This is a genomic window from Candidatus Neomarinimicrobiota bacterium, assembly GCA_018651745.1.
GTDB lineage: Bacteria > Fidelibacterota > Marinisomatia > Marinisomatales > TCS55 > JAAZYX01.
Genome location: JABIDL010000028.1, coordinates 39,122 through 54,769, shown reverse-complemented (window position 1 = coordinate 54,769; position 15,648 = coordinate 39,122). Strand labels below are relative to the sequence as shown.

Here is a 15,648-nt window from a genome sequence, read left to right as displayed (position 1 = left end):
AGCTTGGGAATTTAGTTTATGGGCGGACAGTGAATCAAGGATTGGAACATAGATTTGCAGGTTTTATTCTGCCGGTTTTGAAACTTCATTCAATAGTTCCACCATGGTTGTGTAGTTATTGGAAGTTACAAGGTTTTGGCGCAGGGTAGAGGCACCTGGAAATCCCTTGATATACCAGCCGAAATGTTTCCGCATTAAATTGGTTCCAATCCGCGTGCCTCGGTTTTGAATCAACAAATCAAGATGGCGAATACACGTGGTGATTTTATCCTGAGTAGAAGGTTCGATTGCATTTTTCATTCCTTTTAGAATGGAGCTGGATTGCTCAAAAAACCAGGGATTTCCTAAAGCGGCTCTGGCGACCATCACGGCATCACAGCCTGTTTCTTCGACCATTCGCAAGATGTCCTCGGGCGTTTTAATGTCACCGTTTCCAATAACCGGAATTGACAATGCTTCCTTTAATTCTTTTATCAATTCCCAATTAGCAGTTTCTTTGTAACCTTGTTTGGTTGTTCTCGGATGCAGCGCAATTGCCTTAACCCCGATTTTTTCAAGTCGGGGACCTGCCTCAGTGGATACGATATTATTGCTGTCCCATCCGGCTCGCATTTTAACGGTAACAGGAATTTCTGGAACAGACTCGACCACGGCGGATGTTATGTCGTCCATGAGGCATAGATCTTTGAGTGCAGCAGATCCGGCGCCTTTTTTTGTTACTTTTGGAACGGGGCATCCGTAATTAATGTCGATGAGATCAGGCATAAATTTATCGTACACTACCTTCGCCGCTTTTGCCATAACTTCAGAAGAATCGCCGAAAATTTGAATACCGATCGGCCGTTCTGCTTCCACAAACCGAATCATATCCAGTGTTTTTTCGTTCTCCCGAATTATTCCATGCGCAGACACAAATTCGGAATACACCAATCCGGCACCTTTTTCTTTGCACAAAATGCGAAAGGAATGATCGGTAACTCCGGCCATCGGCGCCAGAAATACCGGAAAATCAATATTAAGGTTTCCGATTTTCATTATTTTATTTGTTTGAATACGTTAATAAATAGCGAATTCGCGGTACCCCTCTGCCTTTATGACACAAAGATTAGAGGAAAGAATGCGTTTTTATTCACCCTTCAACCAATCTTCTTCGAAAAATATATAATTGGATTCTTTCATTCCCATTTTGTTGTACACTTCCTGAGCGCCTTTATTTTCTTTATCCACATATAGTCGTATTCCGCAGACGTCTTTTTCTGCTTTCCCCAATTCAATTACTTTCTCGTGCAAAGCGCGATACACGCCTTTACCTCTATAATCAGGTAGAACATACACAGATTGGATCCACCAAAAATTACCATTTCGCCAATCAGACCATTCTTTGGTTATCATAAGTTGACCAATCACTCGATTTTCTTTTTCAGCAAGTAGATAAAATCCTTTCGAGTTATCTTCAATTAATGACAGAACACCGGATTCGATTGCTGAGGGGTCAAGCATTTTTCCTTCAGTTTCTTTTGCCATAGCAGAATTGAAGGAAACAATAGTGCTTAGGTCTGATTGGGTGGATGTACGCAGTATCACAGTGGGAAGGAATTTATTGCTGAAATGGGTATTACTGAAATAAAGATTATTTTCTTAAAAAGAATGTACTATTTTCAAACGTTTTTCAATTTCCTCTGATCCATTAATTTTCCCCAATTTGGGGAGATATGAAGGGGATAAAAATAGATGCAAGGTTGATTTAATTAAAAAAGCTGGCAATGATGTTTACAAAAAATACAAACCAGAGTAATTTTGGTTTTGCGAATTCCATTCCTGAGATTAAATTCGCCCGCATTTTTTAACATTAAACAAAGAAAATAATTATGAGTAGAATGTGTGACGTAACAGGAAAAAAACCGATGTTCGGGAATAATGTGAGCCATGCGAAGAATAGAACCCGTCGGCGGTTTAATATTAACCTACAAAAGAAAAAGTTTTGGCTAGCAGACGAACGGCGATTTATTTCGCTGAATGTTTCCACGCATGGTCTTCGGATCATTGATAAGCGCGGCATTCGCAAAGTGGTGAATGAAATGCGCGCTCGTGGTCAAAAAGTTTAACTTATAACATCAATCCCCTAAAAAAAGAAGCTCCCGTTTGGGGGCTTCTTTTATTTTAAGCACTTCTTTTTTTGTCGTTTAGGAAGCTAACAAACCTAAGGGTAGAAATGATGAGCAAAGTGAATCATTTCTAAACTTACTTGTGGCTATAATTTCTAATCTCATTAATGCGAATGATGCATGGATTGAGCATTCAAATTCTTTCACCCGCCACCTTTGTTCATACCGTACATTTGAATAAATTCATACTCTCAAACTAGGTACATTATGCCAAAAGAAATTCACGCCCCAACCGGAACAAACCTCACCTGTGCTAACTGGCAGATCGAGGCGCCGTACCGTATGATCCAAAATAATCTTGATCCGGATGTGGCCGAAAATCCTGATGAACTTGTTGTGTATGGTGGCAAAGGAAAAGCCGCCCGGAATTGGGAGTGTTTCCATTCCATTCTTGAAACACTGAAAAGAATGAAACCGGATGAAACGCTATTGGTGCAAAGCGGTAAGCCCGTAGGTGTTATCAAGTCGCACACCACATCGCCACGGGTGCTAATCGCCAATTCCAATCTTGTGCCGGACTGGGCAAACTGGGATCATTTCAATGAGCTCGATAAGAAAGGATTGATGATGTATGGGCAAATGACAGCCGGCTCGTGGATTTATATTGGAACACAGGGAATTTTGCAGGGTACCTACGAAACATTTGCCGCAGCTGGAAAAACTCATTACAATGCTGATTTGACGGGCAAAATTGTTCTCACCGCCGGGCTCGGTGGCATGGGCGGCGCTCAGCCTTTATCTGTGACAATGAATAACGGTGTCGCCATCTGCATTGAAATTGATCCACACCGCATTTCGCGCCGCTTGGAAACGCGATATCTGGATGTTTCTACCGAAGATTTAAACGAAGCGGTTTCCATGGCCCAAAATGCCGCAGAAGAGAAAAAGCCACTCTCTATTGGGCTTTTGGGCAATGCCGCCGACCTTGTACCAAAATTCGCTGAAATGGACCTCATCCCGGATTTGGTTACCGATCAGACCTCCGCTCATGATGAATTGGATGGATACGTTCCGAATGGAATGTCTTACGCAGAAGCGCTTGCACTACGGAAATCTGATCCGCAAAAATATATCACAGAAAGTTTTCGCGCCATGGGTGAACATTGTCAGGGAATGCTGGATCTTATGAAAAAAGGGTCGATTACCTTTGATTATGGTAACAATCTTCGGGGTCAGGCAAGAAAAGCCGGCGTTGAAAATGCGTTCGATTTCCCCGGATTTGTCCCGGCATATGTGCGTCCGCTGTTTTGCGAAGGGAAGGGCCCTTTCCGCTGGGTAGCGCTTTCAGGTGATCCGGAAGATATTTACAAGACAGACGAGCGTGTGCTTGAACTTTTTCCGGAGGATGAAACACTGTCACGCTGGATCGGAATGGCGAAAGAAAAAATTCAATTCCAAGGGTTGCCGTCAAGAATATGTTGGTTGAGTTATACGCAGAGAGCAAAGTTTGGCGTAGAACTGAATCGCATGGTTGCCAGCGGGGATTTGAAGGCGCCGATTGTAATCGGTCGAGATCATTTGGATACCGGTTCGGTCGCGTCGCCGTATCGCGAAACAGAATCCATGAAAGATGGTTCAGACGCAGTTGCAGATTGGCCATTATTGAACGCTTTGGCGAATACCGCGAGTGGTGCAACGTGGGTTTCGATTCATCACGGTGGCGGCGTCGGCATGGGACTTGCGATTCATGCCGGACAGGTGATTTGTGCCGACGGATCCCCTGAAATGGAAAAACGTCTTGAGCGGGTGCTGACCACCGACCCGGGTTTGGGAATTATGCGTCACTCAGATGCAGGATACGAAGATGCTATCCTAAATGCTAAGGACTGGAATGTGGATATTCCAATGATTAAGAAATTATGATGCTTTATATCTTATTACTTTCTCTAAATCCCCTCCGATTACAGGATGGGGCTCGGATGATTTTACTATACCCCCTGCTTAATAGGGGGGAATAAAAAGCGGGACAAAAATGAAGAACATTAAGACAGTGAATAATTCTGAATTAAAAGCAATAAGAAAATCTTAATGCATATTCATAATCCAACCAAATAATGATTCTCGAAAATATAGGAAGTATCGCATCCTACAATCCCGATTCGGGAAAGGTCGAAATATCAGATGATTCCAATATCTTTGTTCGCGACGGGAAGATTTCCGAACAAGCAAAAGGCAAGTCATTCGATTGTGCCGGTGGACTGGTCACCCCGGGATTTGTGGATCCGCACACGCATCCGGTATACGTGGACGCCAGAGAAGATGAAATAGCTCGGAGACTTGCCGGCGCATCCTACGAAGATATAGCAGCAGACGGGGGCGGGATTAATTCCAGTATTAGGGCAGTGCGGGATTCGTCGAAAAATGCGTTGATAAATCGCGTTGCAAAACGCATGGATGTTTTCCTGGAATTGGGTACAACAACGATTGAAGCAAAAAGCGGATATGGTCTAAATACAGACTCAGAACTGAAATCACTTAAAGTTATTGATGAAGTGAATAAATCCCATCCAATTGACATGATACCAACTTTTTTAGGGGCCCATGCTACTCCACCGGAATTTAAGCATAATCCTGAAGAATATGTTGATCTCATTTGTAATGAAATGATTCCGGCGGTAGCAGAACAGGGAATCCCAATCTTTTGCGATGTATTCTGTGAAAATGGATATTTTAGCGCCGACCAATCACGACGGATTTTGACCGTTGCAAAAGAAAATGGAATGAAGCTTAGAATGCATGCGGATGAATTTGAGGATTCCGGTGCTGCTGAACTGGCTGCCGAGGTTGAGGCGATTTCAGCAGATCACCTGATGGCAATCAGCGACGCGGGAATTCGAGCTATGCAGGAGCAAAACGTAATTGCCACACTTTTGCCTGGAACCACCCATTTCCTTGGAAAAGAAGGATATGCGCCGGCACGAAAACTGATTGATGAAGGAATCACCGTTGCGCTTGCAACGGATTTTAATCCGGGGAGTTGCCGAATTAATTCTATGCCCTACATTATTTCCCTCGCCATAGATGAAATGTATATGACAGTCGAAGAAGCATTTGCATCGGCAACGTATCATGCGGCGCAATCTTTGGTAATTGGAAGCAACGTTGGTTCAATTGAAATCGGAAAACAGGCCGACTTGATCATCTGGGAAGTATCAGCTTTGAAGGATATTCCAAATAGAAATAAATCGCTTCCAATCCGCGCTGTAATAAAGCGAGGAAAAGTCTTTGAGGTAAGCAGATAAATCCTGTAAAATTCCGCTTCGCTATGATAAACCAAAACCACTTAAAAGTCACACGGAAAGTTTTATTGCTCGGCTTTGCAATTCTTTTGATATCCGATGGACTGAATGCCAACTACGCATTTTACAAGAAGGTGACCGCCACCTGTAAATATTACAGAATCAATTCTGAAACACAGAATATGAATTTGACATCAAACGATAAAGGCGCGAAAAATTTTAGTCTTATTCTGGACAGTAATAGAAATAATTTTGAGATGGTTATGATTATCGGCTTTATTTCGGCCGGTCAGGCGATATTGCATCAAAAATCGTTAGCAAAGAAAAAAGAGGGATATAATCCTGTTGTCCTTGAAAAAGTTTTTATTACAGTTAATGTGCCCATGGGAAAAACACCGATGATTGTTTCGGCCGCCGCTACTGAAGAACAGATACTCAGAATGGTGGAAGGCAGGATTGATTCAGCGGAATTCATGCGGCAAATTAAAGATTCAATTCAAACACTCTAATAAGGAGGTTGCATGTTAGATCCAAATAGTCTTGAGGGACTTTTTTTGACATACGGAAGAGCACTCGGTTGGTCCGTTGTGGCTGCTGTGGGATTTGCCTTTGGCGTAGGAATCGCATTAAAGGTTTTCGACTGGCTTTCCACCGATATTGATGAATGGGAAGAAATCAAGAATGGCAACATGGGAGTGTCGCTGATCTTTATTTCCCTGATTGTAATGGTGGGTTTGCTGGTTTACAAAGTCATTTAAAATTTTCTGTAGAATGGCAACTAAAAATGGGCTCTTTAGGGAGCCCTTTTTTAGTTCTATAACCAGAATGCACGCAGAGCTAATGGTAAAGGTTTAAAAACTATTGGGATAAAAAAACTAAATCAGGACGGAAAAATATGTTACCACTGCTCCCGTTATAGTATTTAGAAAATTCACCATATCATTATCCATCCACTTGAATCCGTTTACATGCTGAGTTACGCCACTACAATGCCTCCGTTTTTCGGTTTCTTTTTCACAGGATTTGCAATAAAACCGCGCCTGAACGGTTCCTCCCAAAATAGAGTCAGCAATACTCCCAATGAACCCCGCGGCGGTAATAATCCAAAAGAGTTCAGGATCCACACCCAGCAATAATCCAACTCCGGCTATTACACCGGCCCCCAGAAAAGATCCAAATGTTCCAATGAGTGTTACCCCACCGGAAGTTCCTTTTTCTACCTGTTTGAATGTCGAAATTTTCCGCGGATTTGACCGGCTGAAAAACCCGATTTCTGTTGCCCACGTATCCGCCGTTGCTGCTGCGATACTTCCGAGGAAAATGAGATATGCACCTTCGAAAGGGTAGAAAAAATTCCAAAGTAAAATCAGCATTCCAACGCCGCCATTCGCTAATACTTGAATGATGTCCCTTTGAGATCCTTTTTGAAACGTGTTCTCTTGTTTGTTTCCAATCTTAGATAGAAAGGATGAAAGTAAGAAAAAAGTCAATAGTGGAACTATGCCATAAACTCCCTGAACCCCAAACACCAAAACGCCCATTAAAAAAGCGCCTGCCGTCCCGCTTGCCGAAAGTGTTCTTAATTTGAAAGCGTATAAAAATATGATCCCAGAACCCACCGTCCAGAGCATAAATATCGGAAGAGTCCCATGCGTATAATTGATTAAATAGAGCTCATAGGTAATGGCTGCAACCAGCGGAACGGACAGATTGTCCGAACCTTCGCAAGATACAGCTTCTGCCAGTGTTGCCATCATTGCAACAAATCCGGCGAGGCTGATAAGATTCGGTAACGGAATAAAAAATGCTGCACCGAAAATCCATGCAAAAAAATCTGTTCCAACATAAACAATCAGAAATGTTGTAAGAAACATCACTGTGGATCCTTCCAGAGTTTTTGAATCTTTCCACAACGTGAATATTCGTGGATGATCTGCCTTTGATCCGGAAATTCCGGTTGCTGTGTCTGAAAGCGACATCACCAGCATACTTAAAATTAAGGTTATCGGTTTTTCCCAAAAAAATGTAGCAAGAATCAGGAAAGCAATCGGAAAATAAACGGTGCCGTATGTAACTCTATCTGTTGAGTGCATGCCTTTCAATTTCCCTGATTTGAGAGAAAGAAAATTCACGACGATGAAAATACCAGCGAGCGCCATTGGCGGAAGGTTTGATTCGAAAATAAATGGACAGGTGGAAACTAGAATCCCGACAAGTACATGAACAAATTTTCTAACAAATTCAGGATGTACATTCTTTTTGTAAAGCAATAATTCTGCAGTGGCTACCATAGAAAGGATTCCGATAAAAAATATACCGAATGTTATCCATTCATTGGCAAAGGGTTGAAATAGTGGAAGATTCATAAGTATTTATCCTTATTGCAAAACCAAATTAAATAAATGTTCATTTCTTTCAATAAATTATTTGCTTGTTGGGTAATGTATGGATCGCACTTCGATTATCCCCTATGACAGGGGATAAAGTAAAAGGATTTCCCCCGTAACAGGGGAAACACAAAGGGGTCAAAAAAATGGCTATTCATAATTTATAGGTATGATTTATTTAGTTGTAATCTTAATAGAAAATAGAAAGAAAGATGGTGAAAATTTGCAATAAAATGAAAGATTTTGCTTCGTCATCATTAAATTTATTTATTTCCTTGGTAGGACACCCTAAGTTCAGCGCTTTCATTATGGCACATAAACACAAAGTAGATTCAAAAGAAGCGGGGCTGGAAATCGGTCTGCTCATTGGTAGGTTTTTCTTCGATACAGAAGACTTACATTATGGATTATTTAAAGATGGACTCGAGCCGAAAGGACTCAATTTCCGGAAATCTCAGGAATATCATTCCGATCTGATTATTGAGAACATTCAGGAAGGTACCCACACGATTCTTGATGTTGGTAGCGGATCGGGTAATCTGGCGAGACGATTGTTGGATAACGGTTTTAAGGTGGATTGTGTTTCGCCAAGTAGTTATCTCTCAGACGCCATTCACGAAAAAGTAGGAGATGAGACGGAAATTTTCCGATGCAAATATGAAGACCTCAAAACGGATAAGATGTACGATCAAATTCAGTTTAGTGAAAGTTTTCAATATGTGCCGGTGGAGCGTGCGCTGGACCAAACATTTAACATGTTAAATCCGGGAGGGCATCTTCTTATTTGCGACTTTTTCACAGTTCCGGCTGAGGGGGAAGTTCCACTGGGAGGTGGACATAGATTCCCGTTTTTTAAGGAAGCCATAGAAAAAACAGATTTCGAACAAATTGTAGATATTGACATCACGGAAGACACCGCCAAAACGATGACGATATTAGAAGATTTTGTAGAAAAGGTTGCAGGTCCCGTTGGCGAAATTTCTGGTAAATACTTTGACAGCCACTATCCGAAACTGATGAAACTGTTTCGATGGAAATTCAGAGAACGGTACGAAAAAATTAATCGCATTTATTTTTCAGGTCACCTAAATGCGGAAACATTTATAAAATATAAAACCTATCGGCTGATGGTGTTTAAAAAACCAGCTTAAAGCTTGTAGGGGCGAGACATATCCCACCCCTAGAGCAATCGTGAAAATCGGTTAACAAATCCGTACTTTAAATGATGGGAGTTTTTTTCAGAATAAAAAAGTAGGCGGTCCATAAAACAAAAATCCCCAAAGAACGGGGATTTCTATTTTGGTAGCGGAGGAGGGATTTGAACCCCCGACACGCGGATTATGATTCCGCTGCTCTAACCAGCTGAGCTACTCCGCCAAATAAAATATCACTGAAGCGTCCTGCCCCGCACCTTGCGGGGATCTACTCCGCCAAAACTGGGGAGGAAATTATTCGTTACCCTTACTTAAATCAATGGAAAATACTGCAAAAGTTTATGTGACAGGATAGACTTTATTATGTAATTTTCTGATCTAAATATCATAGTTATTGAACAAATTTACTCACAATGAAGGAGAATAAATCATGTCAAATTCAATGCAAACGTATATGAATTCAGTTGAAAATCGAAATCCGGATCAACCGGAATTTCTACAGGCAGTTACAGAGGTTGTCGAGTCACTTTGGGATTTTCTGAAAGATCATCCGCATTATATGCATGCAAAAGTGTTGGACAGAATCGTTGAACCCGAGCGTGTTATTATGTTTCGTGTACCTTGGAGAAATGATCGGGGGGAAGTTCAAATCAATCGTGGATTTAGAGTCGAGTTTAATTCTGCAATTGGTCCATACAAAGGCGGGCTTCGCTTTCATCCATCTGTAAATCTTTCTATTTTAAAATTTCTCGGATTCGAACAAGTTTTTAAAAACAGTCTCACCACACTTCCAATGGGTGGAGGAAAAGGCGGATCGGATTTTGATCCCAAGGGTAAATCTGACAATGAAGTCATGAGTTTTTGCCAATCATTTATGACAGAACTACAGCGTCACATTGGTCCGGATACCGATGTTCCTGCCGGAGACATTGGTGTAGGCGGTCGGGAAATTGGTTTTTTGTTTGGACAATATAAAAGACTTCGGAATGAATTTACCGGAGTGCTAACCGGAAAATCATTGAATTGGGGCGGCAGTCTAATCCGTCCTGAGGCAACGGGGTACGGCTGTGTTTATTTCACCAATGAAATGCTTAAAACCAAAAATGAATCGTTTAAAGGAAAATCGGTGGCTGTGTCAGGATCTGGAAATGTAGCGCAGTATGCAACTGAAAAGGTGATTGAGCTTGGTGGAAAAGTGGTTACACTTTCAGATTCCAGTGGTAGCATTTATGATAAAAATGGGATTGATAGCGAAAAACTAGCCTACGTTATGGATTTAAAAAATGTCCAACGTGGACGCATTAAAGAATACGCCGAAAAATACAAGATTGATTATCTCGAAGGAAAACGTCCGTGGGAAGTATCGTGCGATATTGCGCTTCCTTGCGCCACGCAAAATGAGATTAATGTAAGCGATGCAAAAACACTCGTTAAGAATGGCTGTAAAGCGGTTGCGGAAGGTGCCAATATGCCTACAGAGCCTGATGCGGTAGAAGTGTTTCAAAAAGCTGGTATATTATTTGGTCCGGGAAAGGCAGCAAATGCTGGAGGTGTTGCAGTATCAGGATTGGAAATGAGTCAGAATTCTATGCGGCTTTCTTGGACGCGAGAAGAAGTGGATGAAAAATTGCATTCCATTATGAAAAATATCCATGCAGCTTGTGTGACACATGGTAAAGAAGGTGATGCGGTGAATTATGTAAAAGGTGCAAATATTTCCGGATTTATCAAAATCGCAGATTCAATGCTTGACCAAGGAGTCGTGTAAAAGCCTAAATCCCGGACGACTCTTGTTCGTCCATTAATTCCATCTTCTGTTCAACTGGTTTCTGGATAATTCCTGTCCCTGTTCGTCCGTCAATTTTTACGAGGAGAGGGTTTTCAAGGTGAATCAATCTGGTATATTTCTTTTTCTTTTGGGTATGTTGAGATTTTATCCACTTCAAATTACAATCATCTGATTTCTTTTTATGATTAACTGTGAAATACCCAATACGCATGCTGGTAACATTTTGGAAAAAATGACTCCCAAAAGATGGATCAACCGGAAAATCCTCGATCCCAAGTTCAACAATGACCTTTGCATTAGAAATTTGTTGCCATTTTACCGGAATTCCCAACCAATGATCTGCGGATCCCCATCGGCCAGGCCCCATTAATATGCACGGTTTTCCTTCAAGTTTGATGTTTAGAAATTCAATTTCTTTAGCCATTATTTTTGTATGTGCAGGATCAAAACCTTGGGGGTCAACTAAGATAATATCTTGAATTCCCTGAATGATTCCATTCCCAAGAGCTGCTTCGCTTTTGCAGATGATGTTCTCTGGAGAACTAGACTCCAACTCCTCGAAACGGTCCAAAGAGCGCGTTACTAAAGGTTTGATTTGAAGAAGACAAAATTCCGAGGGTTTGTCATCTTCGTCATACACATTAGATGCGAATTCAATTTCTACAGGACAGCCGAGTGAATTTTCTCCAATTTCAAGGAGGTCTAAAATTATATCTGTTAATGGAATGGTATTCCATTTCAAAACTGATGGAAAAGTGATAACGCGGGTTCCTTGGTAGCGAAGAGATTCACGAATCACGTTATCTTGCCCACAGACCACACTTGCTGCCCATTTTAGTTCTCCGTCTTTTTCCGCGCGGCTTAATTTATAGGACTTCAGATTCCCCTTTTCACCTTTGGATAAAAGTTTTTTATTGGGAGTGAGATTGAGTGCATAAAAGCTGTTTTGCGAGCTATCTATGGTTGCTTTGATAGAATAATATTGAGGTAGAATAGCTGGATATTTTGGGGAGAACCGAAGTGCTTTTTCACCTTCTACAACAGTGCGCCCTAACCCAAGCGCTACAAACGCAACACCTTCTTCTCGTTCCATATAAGATACGGGATAATAATTAAAACTTTGTGCCGATCCGCTGATAGTTGGATAAAAGATATCGTCATATTTTTTTCCGATCAATTCCATTAAAACTACTGCCATTTTTTCTTCAGAAAGATTATGGACAGAAGATTCGATGAGTGCTTTCGGTTCTTGGTAAAACATAGAAGCGTACACAAGTTTAATGGCATTACAAAGCTGATGTAATCGATCTTTCTTATGCTTATTTGCATTGGGAATCATGTAGGTCGCATACATACCTGCCAATGGTTGATATTGTGAATCTTCGAACAAGCTAGACGATCGCACGGCTAATGGATATTTTACATCATTGAGAAAATTTTTAAGAAGTTTCTCCAATTCTGTAGGAAGAGATGCTTTTAGAAAAAGTCTGTTAATGGATGAGTTTGATTTATCTGTTACTACTTTTTGCCAAAGATTATTATCACCCATAAATTGATCGAATTCATCTGTACCAATCACGGAAATATTGGGAATTCGAATTAGGATATTCGGATATTTTTCGGGAATACCGGATTCCATTAACATTGAATTTGCAAATGCAAGCCCTCGTGCTTTTCCACCCAAAGACCCGGTAGATATCCGGGTAAAGTTCATTTTCTTTTCTCTCGAAGATTTCGAATATGCGGCAATTCGACCTTTATGCTGTTCTAGGATGGCTTTATCAATAAATTCAATTAAAATATTTCGTAAATCTTCGGTCTTATCAAAATGATGGATTTTCATCGATCTTAATTTGGAAGCGATTTTGAATTCTCCTCTTACAGCAATCCAGTTTGAAAAATGATTTCGTGATGCGTGGAATTCAAGGCTTTTCCCAGGAACGAGTTTTATTGCTTTTTTAAGCGATATGAGATCAGTTGCTCTGGATATTTCTTTTTGTTTTGATGTTCGAAATACAAAATCACCGAAACCAAAATTATTTACAATGAATTTTTCTATTTCCTGTAGCAGATTTCCGGAATGTTTATGCAAAAACTGTGCATCTGCCTTTTGGGCTTCTTTCTCCTGATCTTGGTTCGTTGATTGGAGAATGATTGGCATATCTGGATCCAATTCTTTAATAAACCTTGTAAGCTTTACACCGGCATCCGGATCTAGTTTTCCACTCATTGGGAAACGAACATCTGACACAATTCCAAGAATATTATTCCGATATTTCTTGTAATAATCGATAGCCTCTTCGTAAGTAGAAGTGAGCAAAATTTTAGGACGGGCCCGAAACATCAAAATTCTATCTGCATCCGAAAGGCTAGAGTTGATAAGATTTCGTGCATGTTTCAATGCGATTTTATATAATAACGGAAGAAGAATAGAATAATACCTAGGATTGTCCTCCACAACAATAATACATCTTATATCAGCAATCTTATAATCTCGCTTAACATTTTTCTTATCTTCATAATATTTTATAATTGCAGGGAATACATTAGCATTCCCGGACCAAATAAATATTTTATCGATGGATTTCGTCAACCTCTTTTCCGGAATTTGCTTAATTTCTGAGGGATCGAAAGCAAGCAAGATGACTGGTTTTTTGGGGAATAATTTTTTTACTTTTGAACCAAAAGTCACCGGATCCATATCCGCAATTCTCATCATCACAATAACCATGTCATATTTTCGATGAGAAAGCATATCCAATGCTTTTGTAGCACTTTTTGCATGCCAAACACGGGGGGCATAGCTCAAATTCATTCCAAGATATTCATAAAGAATCTGTTGCGTAAGTCCTCCTTCTTCTTCCAAAATAAATGCATCGTATGGGCTTGCAACCAAAAGGATTTCATGAATCCTCACCAGCATCAGATCTTGAAAATTGACTTGCGAACGCAATGTTTTTATTGTTTCAGCCATCATCGGAAACTAAAGAAAAATAACCATACAAAACGTGTGCGTATTGTAGGGAATTATGTAGGTTTACTAATATGATTTCAGCACTTACATTACCTTTTAACGTACTTTCGGACTTGGTTTATCCGAATCTTTGCAAATCGTGCGGAGATATGATGACCGGAAGTAATCTTGTATGTGGCACATGTTTAAATAAATTGAGACAAACTCAATTCGGTAATTGGATAAAATCAATGTCCTGCTCTGAAGGAATAGATGCAGCATTCTCATGTTGGTTTTTTGATGATGAACTACAACAGGTCATTCATTTATTGAAATACAGTGATTATGCTGGAGTTGGAACTCAATTGGGTAAACTCATGGGAAAAACGATTCAGGTGGATAATATACGTGAAATTGATATGCTTATTCCCATTCCACTTCACACAGTTAAAAAACGGAAACGCGGATACAATCAGGCAGATTTTATAGCAAAAGGACTTTCCACATCTTGGAATTGTCCTGTACGAACTGATGTGTTGCGTCGAACCAAATTTACTGAAAGTCAAACACAACTTAATAAACAAGAGCGTATTCAAAATTTAGCCGATGCGATTGTGGTTCGTCGGAATGTAAAGGATAAAACAATTGTGTTGATCGATGATGTATTGACAACCGGATCCACTATGTCTTCAGCAGCTATCGCGTTGAAAAAATGTGGTACAAAAAAAGTGATTGCCTTGACGTGTGCAACACCAAGACCCACTGAGAAAACATGATAAAATCATTAAAATATTTTGATGTAAAAAATCGGAAAGTACTGATCCGCGTTGATTTTAATGTTCCCATGGATGGAGAACGTGTTATAGACGATTTTCGTCTTCGTGCCGCTTTACCAACAATTAAGGATTGTATGAACCGAGGAGCTGCGATTATTTTAATGTCACATCTTGGCCGTCCGAATGGGAAGCCTGATAATAAATATAGTTTAGTCCCTGTTGGCGAAACGTTGGCGGATTTATTTGAAATGCCCATAAAATTTTCTGATGATTGTGTGTCGAGAGACGCTTTGGATGTTTCCCTAGGACTGAAACCGGGTGAAATTCATTTATTAGAAAATGTACGTTTTCACTCGGGTGAGGAAAAAAATGATCCGAAATTTTCCGGAATTTTGGCAAAGCACGCTCACATTTATATCAATGATGCATTTGGAACTGCTCACCGGGCTCATGCTTCGAATACGGGTATTGCGAAACACTTACAGCTTAAAGGCATAGGTCATCTTATGGAAAAAGAGATCCATTTTCTAAATGGAATTATGACCAAACCCAAAAAACCGTTTACCCTTGTTTTAGGAGGTGCGAAACTAAAAACAAAGGTGGCATTAATTAAACGGTTTCTGATGGAAGCTGACACCATATTAATTGGTGGCGGTATGGTGTTCACATTTTTAAAGGCACGAGGGATGGAAATTGGAACTTCACTTGTGGATGACGCTATGTTGTCAACTGCAAAAGAAATTATTGGGCTTGCGCATGAACGCAAGGTAAAATTTCTATTTCCCACAGATATTAAATGTGTGAATAGCATAAAAAAAGACGAAAAAATATCAGTCTGTTCTTCGAAAGAATTACCGAAAAATAAAGTAGGAGTAGATATTGGTCCGGAGACTATTGAAAGATTTCGAAATGAAATAATGAATTCACAAACAATATTTTGGAATGGACCTATGGGAGTGTTTGAAGTTCCGGGATTTGAAAAGGGAACATTAGGTGTTGCAAATGCAATGGCAGACGCGGTAGAAAACGGATCAATTTCCGTTGTGGGTGGTGGCGATTCTGCGTCGGCTCTTAATCAATTTGGTCTAAACCATAGTATGAGTCATGTTTCTACAGGCGGTGGCGCATCGTTACAGATTTTAAGCGGAAATACCTTACCGGCATTAGAAGTATTGGAGCAATAAT

General features: G+C 40.4%; 13 protein-coding genes and 1 tRNA gene. 9 read left to right on the top strand and 5 right to left on the bottom strand.

Annotated elements, in window-relative coordinates:
• Window positions 1-63: 63 nt before the first annotated feature.
• The gene (gene dusB, locus HOD97_05440; GenBank protein ID MBT4281040.1) at window positions 64-1,035 is read right to left on the bottom strand and encodes a tRNA dihydrouridine synthase DusB; all 972 of its coding nucleotides are present in this window, start codon (window positions 1,033-1,035) and stop codon (window positions 64-66) included.
• Window positions 1,036-1,125: 90 nt separating this feature from the next.
• Window positions 1,126-1,584 (bottom strand): GNAT family N-acetyltransferase, encoded by a 459-nt coding sequence (locus tag HOD97_05435; protein MBT4281039.1) that lies wholly within the window; start codon window positions 1,582-1,584, stop codon window positions 1,126-1,128.
• Window positions 1,585-1,868: 284 nt separating this feature from the next.
• On the opposite strand from HOD97_05435, the gene rpmB reads away from it, so the two are divergent.
• From rpmB to HOD97_05410, 5 genes are all read left to right on the top strand, one after another.
• Entirely contained in the window at window positions 1,869-2,105 is a 237-nt protein-coding gene (gene rpmB, locus HOD97_05430; GenBank protein MBT4281038.1) for a 50S ribosomal protein L28, read from the top strand.
• 267 nt (window positions 2,106-2,372) lie between these two features.
• On the top strand, window positions 2,373-4,028 hold the full coding sequence (gene hutU, locus HOD97_05425; protein MBT4281037.1) for a urocanate hydratase: 1,656 nt from the start codon (window positions 2,373-2,375) through the stop codon (window positions 4,026-4,028).
• Window positions 4,029-4,219: 191 nt separating this feature from the next.
• Window positions 4,220-5,407, top strand: a complete 1,188-nt coding sequence (locus tag HOD97_05420) for an imidazolonepropionase (protein MBT4281036.1) — start codon at window positions 4,220-4,222, stop codon at window positions 5,405-5,407.
• A 23-nt stretch (window positions 5,408-5,430) separates the two neighbouring features.
• Window positions 5,431-5,913 carry a hypothetical protein gene (locus HOD97_05415; protein MBT4281035.1) on the top strand — a complete coding sequence of 161 codons (483 nt, stop codon included), beginning with the start codon at window positions 5,431-5,433 and terminating at the stop codon, window positions 5,911-5,913.
• A gap of 12 nt (window positions 5,914-5,925) precedes the next feature.
• Window positions 5,926-6,162 (top strand): DUF350 domain-containing protein, encoded by a 237-nt coding sequence (locus tag HOD97_05410; protein MBT4281034.1) that lies wholly within the window; start codon window positions 5,926-5,928, stop codon window positions 6,160-6,162.
• Between the two features lie 117 nt (window positions 6,163-6,279).
• Here HOD97_05410 and HOD97_05405 read toward each other — a convergent pair whose 3' ends face one another.
• Window positions 6,280-7,770, bottom strand: coding sequence for a DUF92 domain-containing protein (locus HOD97_05405; GenBank protein MBT4281033.1), 1,491 nt, complete (start codon window positions 7,768-7,770; stop codon window positions 6,280-6,282).
• A 329-nt stretch (window positions 7,771-8,099) separates the two neighbouring features.
• Between HOD97_05405 and HOD97_05400 the strand changes: the two genes are divergently transcribed.
• Window positions 8,100-8,942, top strand: a complete 843-nt coding sequence (locus HOD97_05400; GenBank protein MBT4281032.1) for a methyltransferase domain-containing protein — start codon at window positions 8,100-8,102, stop codon at window positions 8,940-8,942.
• A 149-nt stretch (window positions 8,943-9,091) separates the two neighbouring features.
• Here HOD97_05400 and HOD97_05395 read toward each other — a convergent pair.
• Window positions 9,092-9,168, bottom strand: a tRNA-Met gene (locus HOD97_05395).
• A gap of 207 nt (window positions 9,169-9,375) precedes the next feature.
• Between HOD97_05395 and gdhA the strand changes: the two genes are divergently transcribed.
• Complete coding sequence (gdhA, locus tag HOD97_05390; GenBank protein MBT4281031.1) at window positions 9,376-10,713, top strand: NADP-specific glutamate dehydrogenase; 1,338 nt, start codon at window positions 9,376-9,378, stop codon at window positions 10,711-10,713.
• Between the two features lie 4 nt (window positions 10,714-10,717).
• On the opposite strand, the gene HOD97_05385 is transcribed toward gdhA, so the two are convergent.
• Entirely contained in the window at window positions 10,718-13,711 is a 2,994-nt protein-coding gene (locus tag HOD97_05385; GenBank protein ID MBT4281030.1) for a hypothetical protein, read from the bottom strand.
• Between the two features lie 68 nt (window positions 13,712-13,779).
• Between HOD97_05385 and HOD97_05380 the strand changes: the two genes are divergently transcribed.
• Together HOD97_05380 and HOD97_05375 are read left to right on the top strand one after the other, a co-directional pair.
• The gene (locus tag HOD97_05380; GenBank protein ID MBT4281029.1) at window positions 13,780-14,463 is read left to right on the top strand and encodes a ComF family protein; all 684 of its coding nucleotides are present in this window, start codon (window positions 13,780-13,782) and stop codon (window positions 14,461-14,463) included.
• Window positions 14,460-15,647, top strand: coding sequence for a phosphoglycerate kinase (locus HOD97_05375; protein ID MBT4281028.1), 1,188 nt, complete (start codon window positions 14,460-14,462; stop codon window positions 15,645-15,647). The genes HOD97_05380 and HOD97_05375 overlap by 4 nt, the downstream gene beginning before the upstream one ends.
• The last annotated feature ends 1 nt before the right edge of the window (window position 15,648 follow it).